At 70.5% G+C, this 12,254-nt stretch carries 11 protein-coding genes; 7 read left to right on the forward strand and 4 right to left on the reverse strand.

The window, feature by feature from the left end; genetic code table 11:
* The first annotated feature begins 187 nt into the window (after positions 1-187).
* Positions 188-1,372: a YwiC-like family protein gene (locus AB7V09_RS08115; RefSeq protein ID WP_419143436.1), complete on the forward strand. Its 1,185-nt coding sequence runs from the start codon at positions 188-190 to the stop codon at positions 1,370-1,372.
* Between the two features lie 62 nt (positions 1,373-1,434).
* Here AB7V09_RS08115 and hisC read toward each other — a convergent pair whose 3' ends face one another.
* Positions 1,435-2,592, reverse strand: coding sequence for a histidinol-phosphate transaminase (gene hisC, locus AB7V09_RS08120; RefSeq protein WP_419143437.1), 1,158 nt, complete (start codon positions 2,590-2,592; stop codon positions 1,435-1,437).
* A gap of 46 nt (positions 2,593-2,638) precedes the next feature.
* On the opposite strand from hisC, the gene AB7V09_RS08125 reads away from it, so the two are divergent.
* Entirely contained in the window at positions 2,639-3,046 is a 408-nt protein-coding gene (locus AB7V09_RS08125) for a phage holin family protein (RefSeq protein ID WP_419143438.1), read from the forward strand.
* A 144-nt stretch (positions 3,047-3,190) separates the two neighbouring features.
* Here AB7V09_RS08125 and AB7V09_RS08130 read toward each other — a convergent pair whose 3' ends face one another.
* The 3 genes from AB7V09_RS08130 to AB7V09_RS08140 all read right to left on the reverse strand — a co-directional run bounded on the left by AB7V09_RS08130 (position 3,191) and on the right by AB7V09_RS08140 (position 6,739).
* The gene (locus AB7V09_RS08130; protein WP_419143439.1) at positions 3,191-5,299 is read right to left on the reverse strand and encodes a hypothetical protein; all 2,109 of its coding nucleotides are present in this window, start codon (positions 5,297-5,299) and stop codon (positions 3,191-3,193) included.
* Complete coding sequence (locus AB7V09_RS08135; protein WP_419143440.1) at positions 5,296-5,523, reverse strand: hypothetical protein; 228 nt, start codon at positions 5,521-5,523, stop codon at positions 5,296-5,298. Before AB7V09_RS08135 ends, AB7V09_RS08130 begins: the two co-directional genes overlap by 4 nt.
* Before the next feature lie 544 nt (positions 5,524-6,067).
* Complete coding sequence (locus AB7V09_RS08140) at positions 6,068-6,739, reverse strand: class I SAM-dependent methyltransferase (protein ID WP_009406687.1); 672 nt, start codon at positions 6,737-6,739, stop codon at positions 6,068-6,070.
* A gap of 102 nt (positions 6,740-6,841) precedes the next feature.
* Between AB7V09_RS08140 and AB7V09_RS08145 the strand changes: the two genes are divergently transcribed.
* From AB7V09_RS08145 to purB, 5 genes are all read left to right on the forward strand, one after another.
* A complete protein-coding gene (locus tag AB7V09_RS08145) occupies positions 6,842-8,146 on the forward strand; it encodes an aminopeptidase C (RefSeq protein WP_419143441.1) in 1,305 nt (434 codons plus the stop codon).
* 238 nt (positions 8,147-8,384) lie between these two features.
* The gene (locus AB7V09_RS08150) at positions 8,385-9,143 is read left to right on the forward strand and encodes a siderophore-interacting protein (RefSeq protein WP_419143493.1); all 759 of its coding nucleotides are present in this window, start codon (positions 8,385-8,387) and stop codon (positions 9,141-9,143) included.
* 147 nt (positions 9,144-9,290) lie between these two features.
* Positions 9,291-9,662, forward strand: a complete 372-nt coding sequence (locus AB7V09_RS08155; protein ID WP_419143442.1) for a hypothetical protein — start codon at positions 9,291-9,293, stop codon at positions 9,660-9,662.
* 548 nt (positions 9,663-10,210) lie between these two features.
* A complete protein-coding gene (locus AB7V09_RS08160; RefSeq protein ID WP_009406703.1) occupies positions 10,211-10,621 on the forward strand; it encodes a hypothetical protein in 411 nt (136 codons plus the stop codon).
* Between the two features lie 5 nt (positions 10,622-10,626).
* On the forward strand, positions 10,627-12,072 hold the full coding sequence (purB, locus tag AB7V09_RS08165; protein ID WP_419143443.1) for an adenylosuccinate lyase: 1,446 nt from the start codon (positions 10,627-10,629) through the stop codon (positions 12,070-12,072).
* The last annotated feature ends 182 nt before the right edge of the window (positions 12,073-12,254 follow it).

Below are 12,254 nucleotides of genomic sequence, written 5' to 3' on the forward strand. Positions count from 1 at the left end.
CGTCTCGCTGCGGCCGGGGGCATTCGACGCCGTCGGGGACAGCAATCCCGTCCCCCAACGCGCAAGATGCCCCCGGCCGGAAGAAAGTGTCCCCGGGTGCGCAGGATGCCCCCGGCCAGAAGGGAATGTCCCCGCACGCGCCGGATGTCCCCAGCCAGTGCCGGGGGCGAGCGATTAGGGTGAGGGCGTGAGCCAGTCACGCCCGTCGAGGCCATCCAAGCACCACGTCGAGCACCCCTCCGCGCACACCGATCCCCCGCGCCCGACGCCGGCCGCCGGATCGGCGGACTCCCCCGCACCTTTCGCATCCTCCGCACCTGCCGGCTCCCCGACGAGCCCGGAGGCCACGTCGACCAACCAGGCCCTGACTCCGCAGGGAGCCTCCACGGCGTCCTCCGGCACCACGGCGCCGCGCCGAGCCCCCTCTCAGCAGTCCCGCCCCGGCCCGCAGGACGACATCATGCTGGCCACCGGCAAGCCCCGGCAGACCGAGCGCCCCAAGCCCCCCACCCAGGAGCAGATCCGCCGTCAGCCCGGCCGCAAGGCCTGGGTCCCCAACCAGCACGGGGCCTGGTCGATGCTGGTGCTGCCGCCGATCGTCGGCTGGGTCGTGGGCGGTTTCAGCTGGGTGAACCTCCTGTTCCTTCCCGCCTGGTGGGGCGGCTACCTCACCTACTGGTCCTGGTCGCAGTGGCTGCGCACCCGCTCGGCCCGCAAGCGCGCCCTCATCATGCTGCCGCTCCTGGTCTACACCGGCTGGACGGCCTCCCTGGCCCTCATCACTCTGCTGGTGGCGCCCTACCTCATCCAGTGGGCGGTGCCCCTGGCGCCGCTGTTCGCCATCGCGCTGCACCAGGTGTGGCGCGGTCACGAGCGCTCACTGCTCTCGGGACTGTCGACGACGACGGCCGCCTCCCTCATGGCGGCCGTCACCTACAGCCTGGCGGTGCGCGGCGACGGCGGCTTCCTGGGTCTGGGGACACCGAGCTCCCCCCTTCCGGGTGCCTCCCCCAGCGGCGCCCTGACGGGCTGGTCCTGGATGTGGCTAGTCACGGCGCTAACGGCCGCCTACTTCGGCGGGACGGTCCCCTACATCAAGTCGATGATCCGCGAGCGCTTCAACTACACGCTGCTGGCCGGCACGGTGGCGGCACACGCGGTGGTGGCGGTGGTGACGTGGTGGCTGGCGTCGTCGGGGATGCTGCCGTGGGGGCACGCCGTCCTGTGGGTGGTGCTGACGGTGCGGTCGCTGGTCATGCCGCTGTGGCAGTGGCAGCTGGTGCGTGCGCGCCACCGCCCGCTGCGCCCGGGGACGATGGGCATCGTCGAGGTCTTCATGTGCGTAGCCTTCCTGGTGACCATCTCGGTGTGACCAGGCCTGCGACGACGCCGTGACCCGCCCCGCCCAGTCGGCGGCACCCGCTCCGGCGGGGCTCAGTGCTCGGCGCGCCAGGCGGCCGCGGCGGCCAGGACCCTCTCGTTGTCCGACGTCGTCCCCACCGAGACCCGCACGCCCTCGCCGGCGAAGGGCCGCACGAGGATGCCGGCGGCGCGGAAGTGCTCGGCCAGCGTCGTCGTCTGCTGCCCCGCGCCGAGCCAGAAGAAGTTGCCCTGAGCCTCGGGGACCTGCCAGCCCTGGGTGCGTAGGGCCTCCACGACCCGGTCCCGCTCGGCGGCGACGGCGGCCGAGCGCTCGGCGGTGCGGGCCAGCTCGCCCTGGCCCAGGGCCGCGGTGGCGGCTGCCTGCGCGGGCAGGTTGACCCCGAAGGGTGTGGTCACCGAGCGGATGGCGGCGGCCAGGCCGGGCTCGCACACGAGGTAGCCCACACGCATCCCGGCCAGGGCGTGGGCCTTGGAGAAGGTCCGTGAGACCACGAGGTTGGGGGCCCCGTCCAGGAGGGTGAGGGCGTCGCCGGCCCGCGGGTCGGTGACGAAGTCGAGGTAGGCCTCGTCGATGAGGACGACGACGTCGCTCGGCACCCCGGCCACGAGCTCGGCCAGCTCCTCAGCGGTCAGGATCGTCCCGGTGGGGTTGTTGGGGGTGCAGGCCATGACCACGCGGGTGCGGGGGGTGATGGCCGCCAACATGGCGGGCACGTCATGGCGGGCGTCGGGGGTCAGCGGGACGCGCACGGCACGGGCCCCGGCGACGGCCACACAGATAGGGTAGGCCTCGAAGGACCGCCAGGGGATGACGACCTCGTCGCCGGGCTCGCAGACGGCGTCGAGCAGGTGCTGGATGAGGGCGACCGAGCCGTTGCCGACGACGACCTGCTCGGCCTCCACGCCCCAGCGGCAGGCGAGGGCCTGCGTGAGGCTCTCCCCGGTCATCTCCGGGTAACGGTTGACCCCGGTGGCGGCGCGAGTGATGGCCTCGACGACCGCGTCCTGCGGCGGGTAGGGCAGCTCGTTGGAGGAGAGCTTCGCGATCTGCGCCGCGGCGTCCTCGTCAGGGCGGGCCCCGGGCACGTAGGCGGGCAGGGCGGCGACGTCGGGGCGGATGCGCACCGTCGTCGAGGGGGCGTCCGGCGAGCCCGCGGCGGAGGACGCGGGCCTGGGCACGCCGGGCACTGGGGTCGCTGCAGGATTCATGCCCCCATCTTGGCACCGGCACAGGTTGCCCGGGCACAATGGGCCCATGGAGATCGTGGCACGAACCGTCGGAAACGCGGCCGGCCTGTGGCTGGCCACGCGCCTGCTGTCCGGGCTGAGTGTGCCCGAGGGTGTGGGCACCTCCCACATGTGGCTCAACCTGCTGGTCCTGGGCCTGGTGCTGGCGCTGGTGAACTCGCTCATCAAGCCGGTGGCGAAGTTCCTGACCTTCCCGCTCTACATCATCACCTTCGGGCTGTTCGCCCTGGTGGTCAACGGCGCCATGCTCTCGCTGACGGGCTGGCTCACCGACCACATCGCGGCACTGGGCGCCGGCGGCTCGGTGCCGCTGGGGCTGGCGGTCGCCTCCTTCGGCTCGGCGGTGGCCGGCTCGATCATCATCTCGGTGATCTCCTCGATCATCGCCGCGATGCTCGTGCGTCGCGAGGACTGAGGTAGACGACGCCGGAGGTGCGCCGGACGGCTCAGTTGATACCGGCCGGCGTCGCCCAGCGTCACCTGGCGGCTCCCAGTGCTTCGCGGAGCAGGCCGGCACCCGCGTCCCAGCACGCTTCACCACCGTCATGACCTCATACTCCTAGTGCTGGCCCGTCGACTGAGGGCTCGGGGTGGGGCGGGGGTAGGAGGGTTGCGCCGAGGGCACCGCGCCTCGGTAGGTGGTGCCGCCCTTGTAGATCCCGTTGGGGTCGGTGTTGCGCTGGATCGCGAAGGTGTACTCGGTGGTGGTCGTCCCCTTCTCGCCAGCGCCCGAGGCGTGTGAGAAGGACTTGTTCCAGTCGGCCAGCTCGGGCGCCTTGTCCTCCAGCCCCTCAGCGGCCTGGGCGTAGGCGGAGGAGGCGTGCGGGTAGCCGTTCGTGCTCATTTGGTGGGTGTCGAGCATGGCGACCTGCCGGTGGGGGCCGGTGGGTGTGGGGGCGGCGTCGAGCCCGGGGACGGCGTCGCCGGTGTTCTCCAGGTGCAGGGCGTGGACGTCGTCGGGGATGTCGGCTCCCGCGGTGGGCGAGCCGGCGGTGAGGACCGTGGTGATGTTGTAACGCTCCTGGATCGCGGAGTCGGCGGCGATGTTGGAGACCGTGATCCCGCCCTGGGAGTGGCCGTAGAGGGCGACCTCCTCCCCCGGTTGGATACCGGCCTGGCGCATGGCGGTGACGACGCCGCTCTCCATGGCAGTGGGCGTGCCACCCACGGCCTCGAGGTTGGTGAGCAGGTCCTGCGGCTCGCCGTCGCCGGAGGTCCAGTCGGTGGTGCCGGGAACATAGACGACCCAGGAGACTCGGCCATCGGCATGCTCGACCCGCTGGATGGAGATGACCCCGGCCTCCTCGTAGCCCTGCCCCAGGGAGTTCTTCGAGGACTGCACCTCCTGGCAGTGGGTGATGGTCTCGGAGATGCTCTGCGGGGACTTGGCCTCCTTGCCCTTGCCGGTCATACCGGGATTCACGGCGCTGGCGAGCCCGAAGGGGTCCTTGGCGGCGGGTGGCAGCACGGTGGATCCGGTGCCGCCGACGGGGGTGACCGTGACGCCGCTCTGGGTTCCGTAGACCCCGGCCCCTATCGCGGCGGCGTTCGCGCCCAGGACCATGGCGACGCGTTGCATGGGCGTGAGGCTCTTGGTGTCGACGGCCTGTGTCCCGACGGCGACCTGCCCGGGCAGGCGCTGCTTCGCCCAGGGGTCGAGGCGCTGGGAGACCTGCTGGAGGTAGGCCTGGACCGTGGCGGCCTCCCGCCCGGTCTTGGCGTTCTTGAGCCAGCTCGTCAGCAGAACGATCCTGACGAGGTCCTCCTTGACCCACTGCTCGGTGGTCGGGTCACTGAGCAGGAGCTGGAGGACCTCGACGGCGGCCTGCCCGTCCTCGTTATCCCCCACCAGCTCATAGAGCAGCCAGCTCGTTGCCGGTGAGGAAGCCAGCAGAGCTGCGATCGTTGGGAACTGAGCGGCGGCTGCGACGGACCCCAGCGCCATCTTGAGCAAACCGGAGTCGAAGGCCCGCACGTCCACGGGCCCCACAAGACCATTGACGGGAGCGGCCTTCCCGTCGGCCAGGGTGTGGGCCTGGGAGCAGGCGGTGACGTCGGAGGCAATGCCGCGCAGCGTACCGGCGACGGCCTCGAGCGACCCCGGCCCGGTAGTCAACGCATCCAGGGCCTGAAACGCTTCCAACTTTTCCAGATCAAAATCAAGCAGATTCGGACGGTTTCCATAATCCACATTAAGACGATGGCCACCAAGATGATACATATCGGAGGTCTTCTCACTTTCCGCAATAGGAACGCACTGACCATTCACATCCTTCCATGTTCCACCCGGATTGAAATAGCTGTACGGATCAAGTCCGTAATACCGAGGAGGAGGAGAAGAAGACGGCGCCATATTCACTTCAGTGACTGCGTTGGCAATGAGTGCTCGCGCATCATCCAGGGATCCGGCCGCCGAGGTGAGGCTGCTGGCCAGGGAGTCGAGGTCACTCGTGTTCACAGAGACGGTTCCGCCCGACACCACCACCGCGGGGCCACCGTCCCAGATGGTCCAGGCGTGGCCACTGTCCTCCGGAGCCGGCCCGGCGTACGGGGCTGGGGAAGTCTTGGGCTTCGGGGGCGCCGCCTTGGAGGCCGGCGACTCCGTCGCGTGGGGGTTCTGCTTCCAGGCGGGGTACGGACTGTCGCCGTCCATGGCAACCGGGCTCATGATGAGCTCGTTCCAGTCGATGAGTTTCGAGACTCGACGACACCGACCTTGGAGGCGGCCGTGTCATAGCGCGTCGCCAGCGCGGTCAGGAGCCCGGAGGCGTTCGTGAGCGCCGTCTGGCAGGCGGTGGAATCCGCCCCCACCCAGCTGGTGGGGACCGACGTGGGGAACTGGGTGACGGCGGCGTCGTAGTCCGCCCTGGAGCGTGACAGTGAGAAAGACATGACTCGACGGTAGGGCGGCCCGGAGGCGGCCGCAGCGCTGGCTTGCAGCCCTGTGGATCAGCCCTGCACTCCGGCACCTGTGGCCCCCGGTGAACCGCACGTCCTCGCGCCGGGAGACGGAGAGGGGCTGGCCGCCTTGACCGGAGGCCAGGCCTCAGAAGCGCATCCTCTCAATAAAGGACTCGGCCCGCGGTCCGGTCTCCCGGACCGCGGGCCCAATCCTCGCGAGGTCCTCCTGCTACCCGGCTTCCCATAAGGCCGGGGAGGCAGGACCTCCTTCACCAGAACGTCCGGTCCGGGCTCCCTAAGACCCGTTCCAGACTCGGAGACCTGCCAGTCATCGGGCTCCCCAACCCTCGTGACCGGTTCCGTCCGGCGGCAGTAACTATGTAACCCATCGATCCTGAGCGGACCCCCCGAATTCCCCTATGAACACGCTGAGAAATAGGCGCCATTCCGCCGTTTTCACGTAGCCTGCACCACACTCCGGCGTTTACCCAGAATATTCCGGCACTTCTTCAGGGCCTTTCCCACGACTTGTCCATCAAACCGAGGCCGGCGGCCTGCGCAGGCACACGACGGCGTCGGCCCGGTGCCCCTCCTGGCCGTCGGGCCCCGTGGCCTGCCGGTCCCGCTCCTCGCCGACAACGACCTCCCAGCCGTCCGTCGCCTCGGCCAGGCCCTCAAGGAGCTCGGCGGCCGTGTAGGTGCGGGCGTGGTGGGTGTGCCAGGGCGGGTTGACGGCGTGCACCGCGGTGAGCAGGTGCCCGCCGGGGGCGACGCGGGCTGCGGCGTCGGACAGGAGGGCCACGAGGTCCAGGGAACCCGGCTCGTGCCCACCGTGGACGTAGAAGCTCGTCACCAGGTCGAAGGGGCCGGCCGGCAGGCCGTCTCCGGCGTCGTGCACGCGGCCGGTCACGCGCGAGGCGACCCCGAGCCGCTCGGCCTGCCCGGTCAGACGCCCGATGGCGGTGGCGGACAGGTCCAGCCCGACCACCTGCCAGCCGCGCTCGGCCAGCCACAGGACGTCGGCGCCCTCGCCGCAGCCGATCTCCAGGGCGGTCCCGGGGCTCCAGTCGGTGGCGAGCTCCGGCAGCCAGTCGTTGGGGCGACCCGACCAGAGCTGCTCGACCGAGGCGTAGCGCTCCTCCCAGCGGGAGGCGGAGTGAGCGGCGTCGGACTGCGGATCGGAGTGCTGCTGGCGGGGCTGCGTCATGACTGGATCCTACCGACGCCGGGTCACCCGGCAGGCGGTTCAGCGACGGCACCCAGCGGCCCGGTGGGGACGCGAGCGCTCCGCCCGATCTATCCTCTGCCCATGACAATCGACACCTCCTGGGTCGCCCAGCGCAATGCCGCCTTCCTCGCCGACCCCGCCGCCCGCCTGGCCGGCAACGCCGTCGCCACCACGGACGTGGAGCAGGTCTCCCTGGACCGGACCGCGGTGACCTCCATCGACACCTCCGTGTCCGACCTCGTCCCGGACGCCTCGATCACCGACCAGAAGCAGTCGGGGCGCTGCTGGGCCTTCGCCGGCCTCAACGTGCTGCGCGCCTCCATGCTCAAGGAGCTCGAGCTCGACTCCCTGGAGCTGAGCCAGGCCTTCCCCTTCTTCTACGACAAGCTGGAGAAGGCCAACGCCTTCCTCACCCGCGTCATCGCCGAGGCGGACCGCCCCCTGGATGACCGCGAGGTCGTCGACTCCCTGTACTCCCCCATTCCCGACGGCGGCTGGTGGCCGGAGTTCGCGCGTCTGGTGGCCAAGTACGGGATCGTGCCGGCCTACGCCATGCCGGACACCGTCTCGGCCCGCAACTCCGAGGCGATGAACGAGCACCTGGCCACGCTGCTGCGGCGCACGGCCCTGCGGCTGCGGGCCGCGGTGGCCGACGGCGTCGACCCTGAGCCGCTGCGGGTAGCGGCCCTGGAGCAGGTTCACCGGATGCTGTGCATCCACCTGGGGACCCCGCCCGAGGAGTTCGTGTGGCAGTACCGCGATAAGAACAAGGAGTTTCACCGGGTCGGGACGCTCACGCCGCGACAGTTCGCGCAGCGCTACGTCACCGGGGTGGAGGAGTTCGTGGTCGTGGCCCACGACCCGCGCCCCGAGATCGCGGTCAACACGCGCTACGGCATGGGCCGCAGCGACGTCATGGTGGGCGAACCGGTCCAGGATCACGTCACCGCCGAGCTGGAGGTGCTCAAGGCCGCCGCGATCGCCGCGATCCAGGACGGCGAGCCGGTGTGGTTCGCCTGCGACGTCGCCAAGCAGCGGGACAAGAAGGCCGGGATCTGGGACGCCGCCCTGCACGACTACGAGGGCCTGTACGGGGTGGACCTGTCGATGACGAAGGCCGAGCGGCTGGTGGCGCGCGAGTCGGCGCTCACGCACGCCATGTGCCTGACCGGCGTCGACCTGGTCGACGGCGTCCCGCGGCGCTGGCGGGTGGAGAACTCCTGGGGCGACAAGTTCGGGGACAAGGGCTTCCACACGATGAGCGACTCCTGGTTCGACGAGTACGTCTTCGAGGTCGTCGTGCGTGCGAGCCGCCTGCCCGAGGAGGTCCGCGCCGCCCTGAAGACCGAGCCCGTCATGCTGCCCAGCTGGGACCCAATGGCCTGAGGCGGCGAGGCAGGCCCTGGCCGGCGCAGGCAGCTCGACGACGCCCCGCTCCCGACCGCCCGGGCCACCGCGGCCGCCCGGGCCCGCCGGGCACTACCCCGACCATCCCCGCCCACTACCGGATTTCTTTCGGCATTTTCTCCTGTGTTCTCAGCAGCAGGTCCTAAGCAAGCCTTCAACCATTCCGGTTATGGTTCGCCTGAGCACGAGATCAGACGACCGGGAGGCGGACACGCAGATGGCACGTGGTGGGAGGGGATTCCAAGGCACAGTGCTCAAGGCGCTGCGGGCACCGGAGCACAAGCTCACGGTGACCGGGGTGCGCGAGCTGGCGCCCTACACGGAACTGACTGTTCACTGTCCGAGCCTGCTGGGCACCGGTGCCGCCATGCTGCCGCCCACCGCCTGGGTGCGCATGTGGATCCCGCAGGGCGGCCGCCAGCACCAGCGCGCCTACACCATCACCCGCATCAACCGCGAGCAGGCCACCGCCATCATCCTGGTCCTGCACCATGAGCCCAGCGGTCCGGCGTCGCGCTGGTCGAAGCGGGTCAAGCCGGGAGCCACCGTGTCCGTCCAGGTCATGGGCGGCACCAGCTACCGCTTTCCCTCCCCCGGTGACAAGATGCTGCTGGTGGGCGACCAGGCCTCCGCGCCAGCACTCGCCGACGCCGTCGCCGCCGCCCCGCCGAGCAGCCTGGCCACCGTCGTCATGCTGGCGCCCGAGACCGGCTTCCTGCCCCTGGCCGCACGCGACCATCGGCTCATCCGGGTGAATCCCGAGGTTTCCGAGGAGAAGCTGCTGGCCGCCGTCGACCGCACCCTGTGGGCAGACACCGGGGACCTGGCCCTGGACTGGGTGTTCATCGCCTTGGAGAGCAGCGCCACCAAGGCGGTACGACGCCACCTGATCGCCTCCGGTATCAGCCGGCGCAGCATCCAGCACCAGGCCTACTGGATCCGCGGCCACGCCATGGGCACCACCCCCGAGGCCTGAGCCCGAGCCCTGTCCCACGACCCGGGCCCTGAGCCCTGAGCCCGGCCGGCGTCGACTCCCCCCCTCACCACCGGCCAGGCTCCGACCAGGGCACCGGCTTAGACTGGGGACGTTCGCGACCGCAACCCGTTCGCCGAGGTGCTCGACATGCGACTCATCAAGCCCGCCATTGTTGTCCTTGCCCTGACCGTCCTGGTCAACTCGATCGGGAGCCTGCTGCTCGGGTGGCAGCTCAACAGCCTCACCTCATCGCTGTGCATGCTCCTGCTCGGCCTCATCCTGCTGCAAGCCCAGAACTCGGGTCCGGGCGAGCGCAGCCTGACGCCGTCGGGCGTTCGGCTGCTGGGGGCCGTCGGAGTCATCCTCTCCGGGCTCATGGTCGCGCGCGGCCTGTACCGGTCCGACGTCGACGTGCTCCTCGCCCTGCCCGCGCTGGGCCTGCTGGGCTACGTCCTGGCGCGCAGTCTGAGGGACCGGCAAACCCGCGAGGTCACCGCACACAAGACCTCGGCCCGATAGGGCCCGTCACCCACCGGCCCCGGTCGCCAGACCTCTCGACGACGTCGATCGAGAACGTACTTTCGCGCCGAGGACTGCGCTGTCCCCCAGATGACTGGGGGCGGAGACGCGTCGTTTGGAGGAGAAGTACGTCCTCGGCGCGAAACGCAGTCCTCGACATGCGCCGTTCGGAATCAGGACCGCCGCACGCATCGGTAGCGGCGGCGCCCCGGCCAGCGCGGGTCCGACGGCGCAGGGTCGATGTCGAAGTCGAGCGCCCGGTAGAAGCCGACGGCATCGTCGTCGGTCTAGGAGCCATCCGCGCTCCCCCCACGGGCTCATGATCTCTGGGCGACACAGCACCCAAGGCATCACAGAGGCATCACATTCTCCCCGGTCGGAACTTACTTCCCGGGTCCGGGGTCGGCGGGCCGTATAGGCTGGCGGCGACCGGGGAGTGCTCCCCGCCAACGACGACGGACCACTTGTTGAAAACGGCACAAGGATCCGGCAGGATTTTGCCCGGTCATACCATTCCCCACCATGTCCGCCCTAGAAGGTCATCTACCATGCGACTCCTCCCTCCAGTCGTCTTCACGCTTGCCACGACTGTCCTGGCCCTGACGGTCGGCGGCGGCCTGTTCGGCTGGGAAACCTCCCTCCTGACGCCTCTGAGCCTGCTCACGGTCAGTCTCATCCTCTTCCAGGCCCAGCACGTTCAGCGCGCCGAGCCGTCCCAGCGGATCCCGGGCCCCTCGATCCTCGCGCTGGCCGTCATCGGCCTGGGGCTGGCGGCCGCGCTGCTCGGCCACGGCCTCTACAGCCATGAGCCCGCCGCCGCCATCAACCTGCCGTCGGCCGGCATCCTGCTGTTCGTCGTCGTGACCGCCTACCGCCGACGCCGCCCCGAGGCCCAGCCCGTCCTCGTCTCGACCCAGGAGGCCCCACTCGCAGAGATCGGTGCCAACCTGCCACAATGAGCGGCATGGTCGATCTCTCCGCAGTCTCCCCCGCCATCGCCCTGGGCCCCCTGGACGGCCGCTACCGCGCCGTCGCCGCCCCGCTGGTCAATCACCTCTCCGAGGCCGCGCTCAACCGGGCCCGCCTGCAGGTCGAGGTCGAGTGGCTCATCCACCTCACCGACGGCGGCGTCCTGCCCGGCGCCCCCCGCCTGAGCGAGACGGAGAAGAGCTACCTGCGCGGCGTCGTCGAGGACTTCGGAGCCGAGGAGATCGCCGAGCTCGGCGCCATCGAGGCCGAGACCCGCCACGACGTCAAGGCCGTCGAGTACCTTCTCAAGCGGCGCCTGGCCGCGGCCGCCCAGGCCCCCGGCGTCGTCGGCGCCGACGGCGGCCCCACCGTGCTGCCCACGGTCGGCGAGATCGTCCACATCTTCTGCACCAGCGAGGACATCAACAACCTCTCCTACGCCCTGACGATCCGGGCCGCCATCGAGCAGGTGTGGCTGCCGGCCGCTCGCGGGCTGGTCGAGGACCTGGCCGCCATGGCCCACGAGTACGCCGACGCCGCCATGCTGGCCCGCACGCACGGCCAGCCGGCCACCCCCACAACGCTCGGCAAGGAGATGGCGGTCCTGGCCCACCGGCTGCGCCGCCAGGTGCGCCGCGTCGAGGCCACCGAGTACCTGGGCAAGATCAACGGCGCCACCGGCACCTTCGGCGCGCACGTCGTCTCCGTGCCCGGCGCCGACTGGCAGGCCGTGGGACGCGGATTCGTCGAGTACCTGGGCCTGACCTGGAACCCGTTGACCACGCAGATCGAGTCCCACGACTGGCAGGCCGAGCTCTACTCCGACGTCGCCCGCTTCAACCGGATCGCCCACAACCTGGCCACCGACGTGTGGACCTACATCTCGCTGGGCTACTTCCACCAGCGGCTGAGCGCGCAGGGCTCCACCGGCTCGTCGACCATGCCGCACAAGGTCAACCCGATCCGCTTCGAGAACGGCGAGGCCAATCTGGAGATCTCCTGCTCGCTGCTGGACACGCTGGCCGCCACTCTCGTCACCTCCCGCCTCCAGCGCGACCTCACCGACTCCACCACGCAGCGCAACGTGGGCGTGGCCCTGGGGCACTCGCTGCTGGCCGTGGACAACATCCGCCGGGGCCTGGCCGGGCTCGACGTCGACCGCGCCCGCCTGGAGGAGGACCTCGAGGCGACCTGGGAGGTGCTCGGCGAGCCCGTCCAGCAGGCGATGCGGGCGGCCGCCGTCGCCGGGGCGACCGGCATGGCCGACCCCTACGAGCGCCTCAAGGAGCTCACCCGCGGCAGGAAGGTCACGCCCGAGGGGATGCGCGAGTTCATCTCCGGGCTCGGCATGCCCGACGACGTCGAGGCGCGACTGCTCGCCCTGACGCCCGCCACCTACACGGGCCTGGCCGCCGACCTCGTCTCCCACCTGGACGACTGAGGGCCCGAGGGCAGGTTCGGCACTGCCCCCGGAGCCGCCGGCTGGCCCGCGCACGACCCCCGACCCTCGCCGGGGCGAGGGGCGGGCTCGATCAGAGCCTCAGCCCGGCTCTCAGACCTGACACCACCCGAACTGCACGAGGGTCGGGATCCACTGGCAGAGGGTCGGGTGTACTCCACAGG

Origin of the sequence: Actinomyces sp. SKVG-SVH-4(1) (genome assembly GCF_048514265.1) — a bacterium.
Lineage (GTDB): Bacteria > Actinomycetota > Actinomycetes > Actinomycetales > Actinomycetaceae > Actinomyces > Actinomyces oris.

Coding starts and splice junctions, on each gene's coding strand:
- hisC (WP_419143437.1), bottom strand. CDS start 2,592: ATGAATCCTGCAGCGACCCCAGTGCCCGGCGTGCCCAGGCCCGCGTCC.
- AB7V09_RS08125 (WP_419143438.1), top strand. CDS start 2,639: ATGGAGATCGTGGCACGAACCGTCGGAAACGCGGCCGGCCTGTGGCTG.
- AB7V09_RS08130 (WP_419143439.1), bottom strand. CDS start 5,299: ATGAGCCCGGTTGCCATGGACGGCGACAGTCCGTACCCCGCCTGGAAG.
- AB7V09_RS08135 (WP_419143440.1), bottom strand. CDS start 5,523: ATGTCTTTCTCACTGTCACGCTCCAGGGCGGACTACGACGCCGCCGTC.
- AB7V09_RS08140 (WP_009406687.1), bottom strand. CDS start 6,739: ATGACGCAGCCCCGCCAGCAGCACTCCGATCCGCAGTCCGACGCCGCT.
- AB7V09_RS08145 (WP_419143441.1), top strand. CDS start 6,842: ATGACAATCGACACCTCCTGGGTCGCCCAGCGCAATGCCGCCTTCCTC.
- AB7V09_RS08150 (WP_419143493.1), top strand. CDS start 8,385: ATGGCACGTGGTGGGAGGGGATTCCAAGGCACAGTGCTCAAGGCGCTG.
- AB7V09_RS08155 (WP_419143442.1), top strand. CDS start 9,291: ATGCGACTCATCAAGCCCGCCATTGTTGTCCTTGCCCTGACCGTCCTG.
- AB7V09_RS08160 (WP_009406703.1), top strand. CDS start 10,211: ATGCGACTCCTCCCTCCAGTCGTCTTCACGCTTGCCACGACTGTCCTG.
- purB (WP_419143443.1), top strand. CDS start 10,627: ATGGTCGATCTCTCCGCAGTCTCCCCCGCCATCGCCCTGGGCCCCCTG.